The sequence below is a fragment of the Mycobacterium sp. IS-836 genome, assembly GCF_001954275.1.
Taxonomy (GTDB): Bacteria; Actinomycetota; Actinomycetes; order Mycobacteriales; family Mycobacteriaceae; genus Mycobacterium.
This window is the reverse complement of sequence record NZ_MBEU01000021.1, coordinates 157,655-174,162: the sequence shown is the minus strand read 5'-3', so window position 1 is coordinate 174,162 and position 16,508 is coordinate 157,655. Positions and strand designations below refer to the sequence as shown.

Here is a 16,508-nt window from a genome sequence, read left to right as displayed (position 1 = left end):
ACCTCAAGCAGGTTCGGAACTCTTCCGTTTTGGGCGGTTGCCGTTTCAGCGCAATTCCTGTATGCGGATCATGTTGCCCGCGGGATCGCGCACCGCGCAGTCGCGAACCCCGTACGGCTGCTCCGTCGGCTCCTGGATAATCTCGGCGTCGCCGGCCTGTAGCTGCTCGAAGGTGCTGTCGAGGTTTTTGGTGGCCAGCAGGAGCATTGCGTAGGTGCCCTTCGCCATCATTTCGGCAATGGTGCGGCGCTCGTCGTCGGTAATGCCGGGGTTGGCGCCCGGCGGGTTCAGCACGATCGATGTGGCGGGCTGGGCGGGAGGGCCAACGGTGATCCAGCGCATCTTTCCCTTTCCGACATCGAGGCGGACCTCGAAGCCGAGGGTGTCGCGATAGAAGGCGAGCGATGCTTCGGGGTCGTCGTGCGGAAGGAAGCTCGAATGAATGGTGACGTCCATGACCGTCAGGCTAGGTGGGCGTCTGCGGCGGGCGCTTCTCGATTCCTGATCGGTCTGGTCACCTGTTTTTCCACGCATGGCGGCAGGCTGGCCGTCCCGCCCGTCGTGTGTTCCCGATAAGCGCTGGGCGGCATGCCGACAAGCTCAGTGAACCGGGTGCTGAAGGTCCCGAGCGAGGAGCAGCCGACCGCGTAACACACCTCGGTGACGCTGAGGTCGCCGCGGCGCAGCAACGCCATGGCGCGTTCGATGCGCCGCGTCATCAGATACGAGTACGGCGACTCCCCGTAGGCGCGCCGGAACTCGCGGCTGAGGTGCCCGGCGGACATGTGTACCCCTCTTGCGAGCGCCTCGACGTTGAGGGGCTGCGCGTAGTCACGGTCGATGCGGTCGCGGACGCGACGCAGCCGCGCGAGGTCGCGCAGGCGCTGCTCGGCCGAGCTGTCGGTCACCTGGGCGATGCTGCCACGTCCGGCCGCGTCGGCGCTCGGCGAGTGTCTACGCCACGAGCTCCGGGTGGAACTTGGTCGCCATCCGGCGAAGCCCGTCGCGCCAGTCCACCGTTGTGCCCCCGATCAATTCGTGCATCTGCGTCACGTCGGTGGGATTGCCGCGCAGCGCCTGGGCGCTCTCGTCGAAAACCGGCTCCTTGCCAACGAGCGAGCCGAGGTACCCACACCACTCCTGGAGGCTGACGGCTTGATCGCCACACCAGTTGACGGTGGTCGCCGGAACCGACGCCGCTTCGAGCAGCTTCGGAATGGTCGCGATGATGTCGTCCTCGTGGATCGGGTTGTAGCGGGCGGGACCGCCGGGCGGGACGGGGATCGGGATTCCGGCCAGAATCATCTCCATGTGGTAGAACGGCCACCCGCCGTTGTCGCCGTATGGGACGTTGAGCCGGGCGATGGTGGTGGGAATGCCCAGCGCGCGCGCCATCGTCCGCGCGACGACCTCGCCGGCGATCTTGGAAATGGAATAGGTCGGGAACAACGGTTTGTGGTTGTCGCCCAGGGCGGCGCGCTCGGTCCGCGGTTCGTCGTCGGGCGGGTCGTAGACGGCCGCCGACGAGCAGTGCAGAAATCCTTTCGCGTTGCGGCAGTGGGCCATCAGCAGGCCGACGGACTCCGCGTTGGCACCCAGATCCTTGTCCCAGTCGCCGCTTTTGGCGACGGCCAAATTGAGGACGTAATCGAAGTCGGACGGGATCGCGGCGAAGTCTCCAGCCGCCAGGTTGACGGTCTCGCACCGCACGCCGGATTTCTCGAGTGCTTCACGAGCCGCGGCATTGGTGAACCGCGCGATGCCCCAGACCTCGTTGTCGACCGCCAGGGCCTGGGCAATGGGACTGGCCACCTGCCCGGTGGGACCGGTGATGAGTATTTTCTCGCCGCGCATGCGCTGATGGTAGGCGACCATCGGGTGGCGAGACGCCAGAGTCAATGCCTACTATTTGCGTATGCATGCAGATAGCTGTATTGCCCATGCCAACCCCCATGACCATGACCATGACCATCCGCAAGGTCTGCGCGGGGCGATCAGGGAGATCTTCGCCCCGCACTCCCACGGTGCCGCCGACAGCATCGACGACGCCCTGGAATCCAGTGTCGCGGGGATCCGAGCCGTCAAGATCAGCCTGGTGGTACTCGGGCTGACCGCGACTGCCCAGCTCGCCGTCGTCATGATGTCCGGATCCGTTGCGCTGGCGGCCGATACCATCCACAACTTCTCCGACGCCCTGACCGCGGTGCCGTTGTGGATGGCGTTCGCGTTGGGTACCAAGGCCGCCACGCGCCGCTACACCTACGGGTTCGGTCGCGCGGAGGATCTGGCCGGTTTGTTCGTGGTCGCGACGATAACGCTGTCGGCGATCGTCGCCGGATACCAAGCCATCGTGCGGCTGACCCATCCCGAACCGATCGGGCACATCGGATGGGTTGCGCTGGCCGGGCTGATCGGGTTCGTCGGAAACGAATCGGTGGCCCTCTACCGGATGAGGGTCGGACGGCGGCTGGGCTCCGCCGCCTTGGTCGCTGACGGCTTGCATGCACGCACCGACGGCCTGACTTCCCTGGCGGTGCTGTGCTCGGCCGGCGGTGTCGCGCTTGGGTTCCCGCTGGCGGACCCGATCACGGGCCTGGTCATCACCGCGGCAATCCTGGCCGTTCTGCGGACGGCCGCGCGCGACGTGTTCCGTCGCTTACTTGACGGTGTGGACCCCGAGATGGTCGACGCCGCCGAACGCGCGTTGGCGGCCCGTCCCGGGGTGCGCGCTGTGCGCAGTGTGCGGATGCGCTGGATCGGGCACCGCCTGCACGCCGATGCCGAATTGGACGTCGATCCCACTCTCGATCTGGCGCAGGCGCACCGCATCGCCCACGACGCTGAACACGAACTGACGCATGCCGTCCCGAAACTCACCAGCGCGTTGATCCACGCCTATCCCGCCGAGCACTAACCGGCCACTAAACGGCGTAGTGTCCGGAGGCCATGGCCACAACGATCCGTTTCGTCGAGGCGAATGGGCTGAAATTCGCCTATCTCGAGGAGGGTTCCGGGCCTCTCGTGCTGATGCTGCACGGGTTTCCGGACACTGCGCACACGTGGGACGATCTTCGCCCGCGCATCGCCGCCGGCGGATACCGCGCGGTCAGCCCGTTCCTGCGTGGCTATCACCCCAGCGCGATCCCGGATCGCGACACCGACCAAGAGACCCTGGCGCGTGATCCGCTTGCGCTGATCGAGGCGCTCGGCGCGCGCGACGCGGTCGTCATCGGGCACGACTGGGGCGCCTCGGCCGCATACGGCGCGGCGGCGCTGGGCCCAGAGCGGGTGACGAAGCTAATCGTCATGGCCATTCCCCATCCGGCGACGCTCAAGCCGTCACCGAAGAAGCTTTGGGGCGCTCGTCATTTCGTGGCGTACAAGCTGCCGGGAGCGTCGAACCGCTTCGCGCGCAATGACTTTGCGGCCCTTCCCGCCATCTATCGGCGTTGGTCCCCCGCCTGGAATCCCGATCCCGAAGAGTTCGACGCCGTGCGCGCGTGCTTTTCCAACCGGGCGAGCTTGAATGCGGCGCTCGGCTATTACCGCAAGCTGTCCCCCATCCCCAGCGCGTCGCTGCGGGCGCGAATCACGGTGCCAACGGTTGTCTTTGCGGGGCTCGACGATCCAGTCCTCGAGCCCTCCGACTATCGATCCGCGGCCCAGATGTTCGACAACGAGTACGTCGTCGAGGAGGTACCAGGCGGGCACTTCATGCACCGGGAGCATCCCGAGGTGTTCGCCGAGCGGCTTTTGGCGCATCTGTAATCGAGCTGCCGCGACGCGCGCGACTTTTGCGCATTCTGCTCAGCTCGGTGGTACGGTCCCCTCATGGCCGCCAAGGGTCGCATCGACTTGCGACTCGCCACCCAGGTATTGGTGTTGCAGCTCGTCGTGGTGACGCTGGCGTTAATCATCGCGTTCGTGCTCTTTGCCCTATTCAACCGCCAGCGCCTGGACAGCCAATACCATGTCCATGCCACCGATATCGCCCGCGTCGTCGCCTCATCGCCAACGGTGGTCACGAACATCGCGCGCTACGACGCAGCACCGTTGACCCCCAGCCCGGAATTGATCGGCGAACTGGCAGCGGGTCCGATCCAAGGTGTTGCTTCACGGGTTGAACAGCGCACCCACGTTTTGTTCGTCGTGGTGGCCAACGCAGCCGGCATCAGGGTCGCGTCTCCGCAGCGCGACAGGTTGGCCCATCATGTCCTCGCCGACATCGCGGCACCGTTGGCCGGGCAGGAGATAACGTCGCATGACGACACCGTTTTCGGACGCGCAATCGTTGCGAAAGTCCCAGTGTTCGAGCCGGGTTCCAATCGGGTGTTGGGTGTGGTCATCGTCGGCATCTCCACGAAGGCCTTCGACGATCAATTTTCGAAAAATCTGCAGGTGCTGGGCGCGATGGGAGGCGTTCTCCTGCTGATCGGCGCCGGCGCTTCGTTGGCCCTTGCCCGGCGGTGGCGAGGGCTGACGCTGGGTTTGCGGCCGGCCGAGATCACCGAACTGGTACGCAGTCAGGCGGCGGTGCTGCAGGGCATCGGCGAGGGTGTGCTAGCGGTGGACACATCCCGACAAACCACGTTCATCAACGACGAGGCGTGCCGGCTGCTCGAGATCGGCAACGAAACGGGCCGACCCATTGACCAGATCGGCCTGACCCCGCGAGTGCTCGACGTGTTGAATTCCGCCGATTCGGCACCCACGTTGGCCACCGTCGGCGAACGCATCGTCGTGGTCTCGGCTCGGCCGGTATGGCGCGAAGGACGCGAGCTGGGAACGGTTCTGGTGGTGCGGGACCGAACCGACGTCGAATCGCTGACCCGGCAACTCGACGCCGTGCAGCTCATGAGCACGGTGTTACGCGCACAACGCCACGAGTTCGCCAACCGTCTGCACTTACTGAACGGCTTGTTGCATGGCGGGCACGTCGACGAGGGACTGCAATACCTGGAAGAACTGCTCGGATCGGGACCGCTTGGGTCCGCGCTACCCGGTATCGACTCCATCCGCGATGCCTACCTGCAGGCATTCTTGGCCGCCAAGGCCGCAGCCGCCCGCGAGGCGGGCGTGACGCTGACGATCGGCGAGAACACCTGGGTGCCCGGCCGGCTCGTGCTGCCAGTCGACGTCACCACCGTCGTGGGAAATCTGCTGGACAACGCGATCGACGCGGTTCGGTTGAGCGACAACGAGACCAACGAGGTGGAAGTCGAGCTGCTGCAAGATGGTTCGACGCTGCACATCACGGTGGCCGACAGCGGCGACGGCGTGGCGCCAGACTTCGTCGAGGATCTGTTCACCGAGGGCCGGACCACGAAGCCGGATTCCGGTATACCGGGCGGCCGCGGTATCGGCCTTGCGTTGTCGCGGCAGATCAGCCGCGCCCTCGGTGGCGACCTGTGGTTGGCCAGTGCGGGCAATCCGGAGGTGCCGCTGCGCGGCGCGGAGTTCATGGCCCGGCTCCCGGGCGTGATGGTTGAGGAGGCGCAATGGGTGACGCAGAGCTGACCGTCCTGGTGGTCGATGACGACTTCCGCGTCGCCAACCTGCACGCCGAGGTGGTCAACACGCTGCCGGGCTTCACCGTCGCCGCGACAGTGAACACGCTCTCGGCCGCTCGCGAGGCCGTGCGGGAGGCGCCCGCCGTCGACCTCGCGCTGGTCGACGTCTACCTGCCCGATGGGTCCGGCATCGACTTCATCCGCGAATTGCAGTGCGACAGCATCGTTTTGACGGCGGCAACCGAGGCGGCCACGATCCGCGCCGCGATGTCGGCGGGCGCGGTGAACTACCTCGTCAAGCCGTTCGCAACGACCGAGTTGGCCGCGCGCCTGGCGGGCTACGCGCGCTACCGCAAGATCCTGGCCGCCCAAAACCTCACCGCGAACGATGTGGACGCGGCGCTGGACGCCCTGCGCCCCAGGATCGCTCCCCCTGCGCAGGCCACCATCGCGGCTTCATCCACCAAACAGCTTGTGCTGCAAGCGTTGCGCGCATCAGAAAGGCCCAAGTCGGCGGCGGAGGTTTCCGCGGCCATCGGGATTTCGCGGGCGACCGCCCAGCGGTATCTGGCGGCGCTGGCCGGTGACGGTGACGTCACCGTCGGGTTGCGCTACGGCACGACGGGCCGCCCGGAGCAGGAATTCGCGGCCAACGCCAAGTCGGCGCGTCCCCTGCGCTGAGCGGCGATTCGCGCGCAGGCTCGATGCCCCCGGCGCAGGCTCGCCGGGCGAGTGGCCCGGTGCCCGCTATCGACGCGCGACGAGCCCGTGCGTCCTGCCGGGCCAGCGCCCGCCGGCGCCGGGCCGCCGAGCGGCGAATATTGGTGGCCACCAAGGCATGCGACACGTCGCCGTGGATGCAGGTGAGCGTCGCGGGGGCCCGCCCGGTAGCAGCGGGGACGGCCTTCGCCGGCTTGGCGACCTTGGCCGGCCTGCCGGGCCACCAGTTGGCGTTCCCTACCAGAGCGGCCAGGGCCGGCACCGTGACCGTGCGGACCACGAAGGTGTCGATCAACAAGCCCATGCCGATGATGAACCCCGTTTGCACCATGGTCGACAGGCTGCCGGTCAGCATGCCGAACATCGAGGCGGCGAAGATGATGCCGGCAGACGTGATGACACCACCCGTCGAACGGACGGCGCGGATGATGCCGGATCGGATGCCGAAGCGTGACTCTTCGCGAATGCGTGTGATCAACAACAGGTTGTAGTCGGCGCCGACGGCCACCAGCACGATGAACGCGGTCGCCTGCACGTTCCAGCTGATCGCCTGGTGGAGCACGAACTGGAAGAAGACGACACCCAGCCCCACCGCCGACAGGTACGAGATCACTACGGAGGCAATCAGATACAGCGGAGCCACGAGCGCCCGCAGCAAGATCACCAGGATGACGAACACGACGAGCAGCGTCATCATGACGATCAACCGGAAGTCGTTGTTGTAGTAGCTGCGCAGCGTGGTGTACATCGGCGTCATGCCGACCATCGAGATTGTCGCGTCCGACAGCGTGGTGTTCGGTTGCGCACCGCGCGCGGTGTCCAGGATCGACTCGACCTGGTTCATCGCGGCGGTGCTGAAGGGGTCAAACTTCGTTTCGACCATGTAGCGCACCGCGTGGCCGTCGGGTGAGATGAACATCTTGGCCGCGTTTTTGAAGTCGTCCGAGGTGATCACCTGCGGCGGGATGTACAGGCCGGCCATGGAAGGCGTCGTGGCGTCGCGCTTCATCGACAGCAGGAAGTCGGCCGCCTGGCTCATGCCCAAGCCCATCTTCTTGGTCTGCTCGACGAGGGTACGCACGCCAACGGCCAGCCGCCGGCTCCCGTCGGCTAGTTGGTCGGCGGCCGCCTGCATGGCCCCGATCTTCTGCGACATGCCGGCGGTGCTGCCGCCCGCCGCCCGCAGGCTGTTCGATGTCGTGGCCAAGAGTCCGGTCAGGTTCTGCACCGCCGCCTGGACGGCGTCAACCGAGGGGCGCGGGATCGAACCACCGAGCATCGGGGCCGCGGCCGCGGCAACGCTGTTTGCGAGCGTCGCAACGGACCCGCTAGCCAGCTGACGTACGGTGTCGAGCACGGTGGCCGCCGCGCCGAGCTGCTGCTGCGCCTGGCCCACCGTCGCGGCGAGCTGGGTCATCGGCCCGCTGGCGGCGCGGACCTGGTCGCGGACTTGGGCAAGGCTGGCCGCTAGTTGGTCGGCGCCGTTGGTGAGCGCGTCGAGGTCGCTGGTCCGGTCGCTGATCTGGGTCGACGCGTCCTGGAGCTTGGAGCCGACCGTGCCGGCCTCGTTGCTGAGCTTCGCCTGATCCAGCGGCTGCCCGGTAGGCCGCGTGATGCCGCGCACCGCCGCGATGTCGGGCAGCTGCGAAACGCGTTGCGCCATCTGGTCCAGATCGGCCAGGGCCCGCGACGTCCGCAGGTCGTGCGGCGACCGGACGTAGATGTACTCCGGCAGCAGGGTGCTCGTCGAAAAGTGAGCTGCCATCGTCGAGTAGCCCACGTTGCTGGGCGCCGACTGCGGCAACTGCAGGCGGTCGTTGAAGCTCGGCCGCAGGAACGCCGCGCAGCTTGCCAGCACGATGAGTACCGACACGCTGACCAGCAGGTGCGCCTTCGGCCGGCGCACCAGCTGAACGGCTGAGCGCTGCCACATGCGGCCAGTGAGCGGCGGTCGTGGCTTCACCCAACCGCGCCGGCCGGCGAGCACGAGCATGGCGGGCAACAGCGTGACGGCGGCGACAAACGCCATCCCGACCGAAACGGCAAGCGCCGGACCAATACTCGTGAACGCGGGCAGTCGGGTGAACACCATGCCCAGGAACGTGACGGCGACGGTGGCCGCTGACGCCGCGATGACCTCACCGATCGAACTCAGCGCCTTCTGAACGGCCACATCGGAGTTCATCCCCGACCGGATGTACTCGTGGTAACGGCTGATCAGGAACACGGCATAGTCGGTGCCAGCGCCGAAGATCATGGCCGTCATCAACGCGATCGTCAGCGAGGACACCCCGAGCCCGGCCTGCACTAGCGCCGACACCGCTCCCTGCGCCGACGTGACCGAAATACCGAGGACTATCAGCACCACCGCCACCATGACCGGCCGCCGGTAGATCACCAGCAGGATGGCCAGCACCAGCAACGCGGTGACCATTTCGATCATGTGCATGTCCCGGGTGCTGACGATGGTCAGGTCGCCGGCCATGGCGCCCTGGCCGGTCAGCTCCGCGGTCAGCGTCGACCCCGCGGTAGAACGCTTGGCGATCTCCATGATCCGCTGGTATGCCCGCGTGGACTCCGGAGTCCCGGCCGGCGCCCGCAGGCTCACCGCCATGTAGAACGCCTGGTTGTCCGCGCTGACCATCAATGGACGCAGCGCGGGGGTGGTCACGACGTCGTGTACGCCGCTCACGTCGCGGGCGTCGCCGCGCAATGTGGCCGCCAGCTTGGCGTAGGTCTGCTCGTCGGCGGGCTGCAGACCCCGGTTGTCGGTCAGCACCACGACCAGGATGTTCTGTGCGGACTCACCGAAATCCTTGGCCATCTGGTCGGCGGCCGCCATCGCCTGGGGCGGAAACGGCTGTAGGGGCTTGCTTTCCACGACCTTGGTCAGGGGAGGGAACGCCACCGCCAACACGGCAACCACCGCGGCCCAGGCGGCGATGATGAGCCAGGGCACGCGCACGACGAGGCCCCCTAGTCCCCCGAACACGCCCGTCGCGGGGGCCGAAGCGCCGGCGGCGCTGGGTACGGCGGCAGGCTTGAACATTCTGAAACCCCTCTATGGTGTGTCGAACCGTCTTCGATAGATCGAACTTATGGCGGCGTCAGCGCGGGGTCTCGCTTGTCGGCGATAGTCGCCATTAGCCGCGATTCCCCGGTTTTGCGCGTTGTGCTCAGGGTGTGTCGGCAACCGGCTCGGGGCACGGCCAGCCGATGGTGGCCGACAGGGACAGTTCGTTCAGGACGCTCGAAAGTTGCTCGCGCAACTGGTCATTCGAGTTCGGCCGCCCGGGCTGATACGCGCAGATCGAGACGAAGACCTGTCCGTGCACCCGTCCCGAGAGCAACCCGAGCAGGCCCCCGGTTGGCTGTACCGTCGCCGTGGTGGCACCCGGGCACAGCGACTTCATGGCGAAGTGGTCCGCGGCCGACCCGTCGGGCCGGTTGGCGGCGGCGTTCACCACACCCAGGTTGGACGATCCGCTGGTCGTCGCGCCGCCGAGAGCAACGATGACCATCCGCCTGATCAGCCACCGCGGCAACAGCGGAGCCAGGGGCAGCAGTGCCAGCCGCTCGTCGGGCGCCTCCCGGTGGCGGATCAGCGCTCGCCTGATCGAGGAACGGATCTCGGTGAGGTCCGTCGCGGCCGCCGCAGGGTCGACCGTGATGTCGGTGCTTGTGATGGCGTTGGCGCGAGTGTCGCCGTCGACGCGCTCGTTGACGGGTATCGCCAACGTGACCATGCCGTTTCGGGCGACTCGCCCCGCTCGCTGGGCGAGGCGCGCCGCTAGTCCCCCTAGCAAGGCGTTGCTGGTTCCGCCGAGAGCGCGGGCCCGGCTGGCACCTTGCGGTGCTCCCGTTCACCGACGGCGGAGCGGGCGTGAGTTTCGTTATCTCACATACCCTTATCGACGGCGTCGGGCTGTGCGAGGCGTTGGCGGACGCGGCCGCCGGTTACCGCGACCCGATCAACTGGCCCGCCGCCGGGTCGCGGCAACGACGGCGCGCGCCATCGCCGGGACGTCCCGCGCGGTCTGGCGGGCATCTTCCCGCAGCGCCCGCCAGCGCTGCCGCGACCCGGCGGCGGGCCAGTTGATCGGGTCGCGGTAACCGGCGGCCGCGTCCGCCAACGCCTCGCACAGCCCGACGCCGTCGATAAGGGTATGTGAGATAACGAAACTCACGCCCGCTCCGCCGTCGGTGAACGGGAGCACCGCAAGGTGCCAGCCGGGCCCGCGCTCGGCATCGAGACGCGTGTCGGCCTGCTCCTCCAGCCAGGCGTCGAATTCGTCCCGTGGGCGCGGCGCCGGCACGATCTCCAGCTCGGACTGGCCGCGCGGTGAGACCCAGCGGTGCCGGCCGAACGGCAGGGTGGAGCGTTCGATGCGGCGCGACAACCGTCCCCGCTGCAGATTGCGGTGAAACCTGCGCAAGCCGTCGATGTCGGGCGCGCGGTTGTACACCCAGATGCACTGCAGCAGGTTGGTGGTCCCGGTCGCTCGCTCGCCGGCGAACGCGGTCTGGTCCATCAAATCCAGTACGTTGCTCATCTTCCTGGGTCCTCTCCGGGTGTAGTCGCTACGCGGGCAGGCCGTACATGTCGGGCGGCGTGGCTGTCCAATCGGACGTCGCAGAGAGCGAGAAGTCGGCCAGAACGCTCGAAATGTCCTGCCGCAGAATCTCGTTCGAGTTCATGCGATTCGGCTGATATGCCAGGACCGAGACGAAGACCCGTCCCCGCGCTGTTCCCGACAGCAACGCCAGGATGCCCCCGGTGCGGTCCATGATCGACGTGGTCGTCCCCACGTTGTAGCCCTTGATGGCGAAATGGTTCGCGTCGGTGCCGTCCGGCCGGTTGGCGGCGGGGTCGATCCCGCCGAGGTTGGAGGAAACGACCCCGGCGCCGCTGGCGGCGGCCATCCCGATCATCTGCCGGACCAGCCACCGGGGCACGAAGGGGGTCAGCGGCAGCAGCGCCGTCCTCTCGTCGGGCACCTCCCGATGGCGGATCAGCGCTTGCTTTGTCACGGCTCGGATCTCACGCAGATCGGTCGCCGCGGATGTGGGATCGACCGCGAAGTCAGCGCTCGTGACGGCGTTGGCGCGGGTGTCGCCGGCGGTGCGCTCGTTGACCGGCATGCCCACCGTGACCGAGCCGTCGCTCGCGACGCGGCCCATCCGCTGGGCAAGCCGCGCCGCGAACGCGGCGAGCAGCGTGTTGCTGGTTCCGCCGAGGGCGGCCGCACGCGCGTCCCACTCGCAGGCGTCGACGAAGATGGTCGCCATCGGCAGCGCGATGCGCTCGTCGGCTCTAGCCTTCGAAGCGCGTTGTCCGGCATGGCGAGCCGCGGCACCGCCGCGGTTGCGCCGAGCGAATCGGACGGTGGCGACGCCGGCGCGGCCGACCGCGGGCAGGTCGCGCGCCGTTTGCCGGGCGTCTTGCCACCAGGCCCGCCACCGCCGGCGTGACCCGGCGGACGACCACCTGACCGGGTTCTCGCGGTCGGCCGCCGCGTCCGCCAGCGCCTCGCAGAGCCCGACGCCGTCGGTCAGGCAGTGGGTGATGACCAGGCTGATCCCGGCGCCGCCGTCGGTGAACGGCAGGGCCGCTAGGCGCCATCCGGGTCCGTGCTCGGCGTCGATGGGCGCGTTGGCTTGTTCGACGAGCCAGGCATCGAATTGCTCACGCGGCCGCGGTGTTCCGGCGACCTCGACGTCGGACTGACTCGGAGGCGAAACCCAGCGATGGCGGCCGAACGGCAGGGGTGAACGTTCGATGCGCCGCGACAACCGGCCCCGTTGCAGGCACTGGTTGAACTTGCGCAGGCCGTCGAAGTCGACCCCGCGGTCGTACACCCAGACGCACTGCAGGACCGACGTGACGCCGGTCGCCCGCTCGCCGAGGAAGAATGTCTGGTCGACGAAATCTAATACGTTACTCATTGTCCTGCAGAACCTTTCGCTCAGACTGTCAGCTTGTGAAGTCGGGAAGTCGACCAGCCGGTGGTGGCGGTGAGCGAAAAGTCACCGAGCGCGCCCGACAGGTTGCGCCGCAGCTCGTCGTCGGAGTTCGGCTGGCCGGGCTCATAGGCGAGGACGGAGACGAACACCCGGCCCTGCGCCCGCCCCGACAGCAACACCAGCAGTCCGCCCAGCCGGTGCATGACCGCCTTGGTCACGCCCGGGCCGAGGGACCTCACGGCGAATTGGTCGGCCTGCCTGCCGTCCGGCCGGTTGGCGTCCGGGTTGACGACACCGAGGTTGGACGAAACGACGCTGGTGGCGCTGCCCGCGGAGACGCTGACCAATCGCCGGACCAGCCAGTGCGGCAGCAGCGGCGCCAGGGGCAGCAGGGTGAACCGCTCGTTGGGCTCGGAGTTAGAGCGGACCAGCGCGCGCTTGACCGCGGCGCGGATCCCGCGCAGGTCCGTCGACGGGGGCGCAGGATCGACGGTGAAGTCGACGTTCGTGATGGCGTTGGCGCGGGTGTCGCCCGCCGTGCGCTCATTGACCGGCAGCGTCAGGGCGACGGAGCCGTCCGCGGCCAGCCGTCCCACCCGCTGGGCAAGCCGGGTCGCCAATCCGGCGAGCAGGGTGTTGCTGGTACCACCGAGGGCATGTGCGTGGGCGTCCCATTCGTCGGCATCGACGAAGACGGTGTGCGACCATAGCGTCGCCGGTTCGTCCACCCCCTCGGGCAGTGCCGGCGTCGCCGGCGACGCGGCGCTGCCACCGCGGTCACGTCGCGCAAAGCGGGCCGCGGCGACGGCGGCCCGGCCCATCGCGGGGATGTCGCTCGCGGTCTGGCGGGCGTCCTGCCACAACGCCTGCCAGCGTCGGCGCGACCCCGCGGCCGGCCAGCTGACCGGGTCGCGCCGGCCGGTGGCCGCGTCCGCCAACGCCTCGCACAGTCCGACACCGTCAGTGAGGCAGTGGGTGACCACGAAGCTCACCCCGGCGCCGCCATCGGTGAACGGAAGCACCGCGAGGTGCCAGCCGGGCCCGTGCTCGGCGTCCAGTGGGGTGTTGGCCTGCTCTGCCAGCCAGGCGTCGAATTCCTCGCGCGGCCACGGCATTTCGACGATCTCGAGGTCGGACTGCCGGCTCGACGACACCCAGCGGTGCCGACCGAACGGAAGGGGTGAGGTTTCGATGCGGCGGGACAACCGCCCGCGCAGCAGGTTGCGATGGAAGCGGCGCAGGCCTTCGATGTCGATCCCGCGGTTGTACACCCAGATGCACTGCAGCAGGTTGGTGGTCGCGGTCGCTCGCTCGCCGAGAAATACGGTCTGGTCGTAGAGGTCGAGTACGTTGTTCATTTCGATAGGGTCCTTCCGTCGTTTCATCCGGAGTCCGGTCAGGCGATTTCGCCGAAAAGGCTTGGGCGGCGGGAGTATTTGCGTGGCCAGCCGATCGTCGCGCTGAGCGCGAATTCATCCACAACGCTCGTAACGTGTTGTTTCAAAACGTCATTGGAGTCCACGACGCCCGGCTGATATGCGGCGACAGAGACGACGAGCTGTTGGTGGAGTCGGCCGGAGTGCAACGACAGCATCCCACCGAGCTGGTGCATCAGCGACTTGGTCACGCCCGGGTACAGAGACCGGACGGCGACGTAGTCGGCGTCGGTGCCGTCGGGCCGGTTGACTTCCGGGGGCGCCGCGCCAAGGTTCGAGGTGACGACGACGTTGCTCACGCCGCCGGTGGCCACGCCGACCATCCGCTTGATGAGCCGCTTGGGCAGCAGGGGAACCAGGGGCAGCAGCGTCTGGCGCTCGTCGTCCTCCTGATCCGATCGGATCAGCGCGTGCCTGATCGCGGTCCGGATCTCGCGCTGATCGGTTGTCACCAGTGCCGGGTCCACCGTGATGTTGACCATCGCGACGGCGTTGGCGCGGGTGTCGTCGGCGGTGCGCTTGTTGACCGGTATCGCCAGGGTGACCGAGCCGTCCTCGGCGACTCGCCCGATCCGCTGCGCGAGGCGGGCCGCCAGCGCGGCGAACAGGGTGTTGCTGGTCCCGCCGAGCGCCCACGCGCGGGCGTCCCACTCGTCGGCGTCGAGGAAGATTGTCGCGGTCGGCACCGCGATGCGTTCGTCGGACCCGGCGGCCCGCGGGGGTACCGGGGCCGCGGATTCCGCGCCTCTGCGGTCGCGCCGGGCCAGCCGTGCCGCCGCGGCGACGGCGCGGCCGATCGCGGGCAGGTCACGCATCGTTTGGCGGGCGTCCTCGCGCAGGGCCCGACACCGCTTGCGCGACCCAGCGGCGGGCCAGTCGACCCCGCCGTCGTAGCCGCAAGCCGCCTCCACGATCGCCAGGCACCCCCCGATGCCGTCGGTCACACAATGTGACAGGACCAGGCTCACGCCCGCGCCGCCGTCGGTGAACGGGAGCACCGCCAGGTGCCAGCCGGGCCCGCGCTCGGCGTCCAACGGGGTGTTGACCTGCTCGCCCAGCCAGGCGTCGAACTCCGCACGCCGGCGCGGTGCGGCGATCTCGAGCTCGTGTCGGTCGTTGGCCGAGACCCACCGGTCGCGACCGAACGGCAATGGTGAGCGCTCGATGCGACGCGATAGCCGTCCCTGCTCAAGATGCCGATGAAACTGGCGCAGACCGTCGATGTCGACCGGCCTGTCGTACACCCAGACGGCCTGCCCCACGCCGGCGGCCCCATCGAGACGAAAGAAAGTCTGGTCGACCAGGTCGATTACGTTGTCCATTTGGCATGTCCTTTTCGGCATCCACCGAATATCGTTGCGGTGGACAAGATTTCGATCGAGAGAATCGCGGTGTTACTTGCTTCAGATCGAACGTACGGCCGCGGGTCCTTGCGTGTCGCGCTTGTGAGCGATAGTCGCCGATAGCGGCGATTCCGCGATTGTGCGCATTGTGCTCATCGGGCGGGCACCGGCTCGTCGCAGCGCCAGCCTGCGGTCGAGCTCAGCGAGAACTCACCCAGGATTTCCGAGATGTGCCTTTGCAGTTCGGCTTCCGAATTCACGCCGTCCGGCTGGTACGCCACGACGGACGCGAAGACCCGGCCGTTGGCCCTTCCGGAGAGCAGGGACAGCAGCCCCCCGAGCTGGTGCAGCATGCCCGCGGTAATGCCTACGCTGAGCGACCTGATGGCGAAGTGGTCGGCGTCGGTGCCGTCGGGTCGATTGACGACCGGCTGTACCACACCGACGTTGGACGAGCCCACGCTGGCCGCGCTGTTGGTGACGGCGCCGACCCATCGCTTGCCGAGCCGCTCGGGCACCAGCAGAACCAGGGGAAGCAGCGTCCAGCGCTCGTCCGGCTCGGTCTGCGAACGGATCAGCGTCTGCTTGGTAATGGCCCGGATAGGCCGCAGGTCGCTGGTGGCCGGCGCGGGGTCCACGGTGAAGTCGACGTTGGTGATCGCGTTGGCGCGGGTGTCGCCGGCGGTGCGCTCGTTGACGGCCATCGTCAAGGCAACCGAGCCGTCGGCGCCGATGCGCCCCATGCGCTGGCCGAGGCGGGCCGCCAACGCCAGGAACAGCGTGTTGCTGGTCCCGCCGAGCGCTCGCGCGCGGGCGTCCCAGTCGTCGGCGTCGACGAAGACGGTCGCCGTGGGCGGCGTGGCTTTTTCGTCGGTGCCCGCGGTGGGCTCCGACCCGGATGCGGCGGCCACGGCGGCGTCGCCGCGATGACGCCGGACAAATCGTGAGGCGGCGACCGCGGCGCGGGCGATGCCGGGAATGTCACGTGCGGCCTGGCGCGCGTCCTCATGCAGGGCCCGCCACCAGGGGCGCGAGCCGGCCGCCGGCCAGTTGATCGCGCCGTCGTCGCCGCGAGCCGCGTCCGCCAGCGCCTCGCACAACCCCACGGCATCGGTCAGGCAATGAGATGCCACCAGGCTGACCCCGGTGCCGCCGTCGGTGAACGGCAGCACCGCCAGGTGCCATCCGGGCCCGTGCTCGGCGTCGAGGCGGGTCTCGGCCTGCTCAGCCAGCCAGGCATCGAATTCCTCACGGGGCCGGGGCGATTCGACGATCTCGAGGTCGGGATTGTCGGTGGGCGCCACCCACCGATGGCGGCCGAACGGCAGCGGCGAGCGCTCGATGCGGCGGGATAGCCGTCCCGACCGAAGGTGCCGATGGAACCGGCGCAGCCCCTCGACGTCGGCGCCGCGGTCGTACACCCACGAACACTGGATGAGATTGGTGACTCCGGCCGCCCGCTCGACGCGGAAAAAGGTCTGGTCGACCAGATCGAGTGCGTTGCTCATTTTCGTCGTCCTTTCGCTGTCACACGT

Annotated in this window: 12 protein-coding genes and 1 pseudogene; 4 read left to right on the top strand and 9 right to left on the bottom strand. The window is 68.1% G+C overall.

What is annotated here, in order from left to right; translation table 11 throughout:
* Positions 1-45: 45 nt before the first annotated feature.
* From A5747_RS08935 to A5747_RS08925, 3 genes are read right to left on the bottom strand one after another with little or no spacing between them, the layout of a single operon-like run.
* The gene (locus A5747_RS08935) at positions 46-456 is read right to left on the bottom strand and encodes a VOC family protein (protein ID WP_076123427.1); all 411 of its coding nucleotides are present in this window, start codon (positions 454-456) and stop codon (positions 46-48) included.
* Positions 457-461: 5 nt separating this feature from the next.
* The gene (locus A5747_RS08930; protein ID WP_076123425.1) at positions 462-908 is read right to left on the bottom strand and encodes a helix-turn-helix transcriptional regulator; all 447 of its coding nucleotides are present in this window, start codon (positions 906-908) and stop codon (positions 462-464) included.
* 46 nt (positions 909-954) lie between these two features.
* Positions 955-1,854 carry an NAD(P)-dependent oxidoreductase gene (locus A5747_RS08925; protein WP_076057919.1) on the bottom strand — a complete coding sequence of 300 codons (900 nt, stop codon included), beginning with the start codon at positions 1,852-1,854 and terminating at the stop codon, positions 955-957.
* Between the two features lie 61 nt (positions 1,855-1,915).
* Between A5747_RS08925 and A5747_RS08920 the strand changes: the two genes are divergently transcribed.
* The 4 genes from A5747_RS08920 to A5747_RS08905 all read left to right on the top strand — a co-directional run bounded on the left by A5747_RS08920 (position 1,916) and on the right by A5747_RS08905 (position 6,191).
* On the top strand, positions 1,916-2,914 hold the full coding sequence (locus tag A5747_RS08920) for a cation diffusion facilitator family transporter (RefSeq protein ID WP_076123423.1): 999 nt from the start codon (positions 1,916-1,918) through the stop codon (positions 2,912-2,914).
* Between the two features lie 32 nt (positions 2,915-2,946).
* Positions 2,947-3,768, top strand: a complete 822-nt coding sequence (locus A5747_RS08915; protein ID WP_076123421.1) for an alpha/beta fold hydrolase — start codon at positions 2,947-2,949, stop codon at positions 3,766-3,768.
* Positions 3,769-3,831: 63 nt separating this feature from the next.
* A complete protein-coding gene (locus tag A5747_RS08910; protein ID WP_083667614.1) occupies positions 3,832-5,517 on the top strand; it encodes an ATP-binding protein in 1,686 nt (561 codons plus the stop codon).
* A complete protein-coding gene (locus A5747_RS08905; RefSeq protein ID WP_076123419.1) occupies positions 5,499-6,191 on the top strand; it encodes a response regulator in 693 nt (230 codons plus the stop codon). The genes A5747_RS08910 and A5747_RS08905 overlap by 19 nt, the downstream gene beginning before the upstream one ends.
* On the opposite strand, the gene A5747_RS08900 is transcribed toward A5747_RS08905, so the two are convergent.
* From A5747_RS08900 to A5747_RS08875, 6 genes and pseudogenes are all read right to left on the bottom strand, one after another.
* A complete protein-coding gene (locus tag A5747_RS08900) occupies positions 6,106-9,279 on the bottom strand; it encodes an RND family transporter (RefSeq protein ID WP_083700257.1) in 3,174 nt (1,057 codons plus the stop codon). The two genes, A5747_RS08905 and A5747_RS08900, sit on opposite strands and share 86 nt — an antisense overlap.
* 127 nt (positions 9,280-9,406) lie before the next feature.
* Positions 9,407-10,783: pseudogene (locus tag A5747_RS25430) on the bottom strand (hypothetical protein).
* Positions 10,784-10,811: 28 nt separating this feature from the next.
* Positions 10,812-12,176 (bottom strand): hypothetical protein, encoded by a 1,365-nt coding sequence (locus tag A5747_RS08890; RefSeq protein WP_076123417.1) that lies wholly within the window; start codon positions 12,174-12,176, stop codon positions 10,812-10,814.
* 20 nt (positions 12,177-12,196) lie between these two features.
* Positions 12,197-13,552, bottom strand: a complete 1,356-nt coding sequence (locus A5747_RS08885) for a hypothetical protein (RefSeq protein ID WP_076123415.1) — start codon at positions 13,550-13,552, stop codon at positions 12,197-12,199.
* A 38-nt stretch (positions 13,553-13,590) separates the two neighbouring features.
* Positions 13,591-14,952 (bottom strand): hypothetical protein, encoded by a 1,362-nt coding sequence (locus A5747_RS08880; protein WP_076123413.1) that lies wholly within the window; start codon positions 14,950-14,952, stop codon positions 13,591-13,593.
* A gap of 173 nt (positions 14,953-15,125) precedes the next feature.
* Positions 15,126-16,481: a hypothetical protein gene (locus A5747_RS08875; RefSeq protein WP_076123410.1), complete on the bottom strand. Its 1,356-nt coding sequence runs from the start codon at positions 16,479-16,481 to the stop codon at positions 15,126-15,128.
* Between the last annotated feature and the right edge of the window lie 27 nt (positions 16,482-16,508).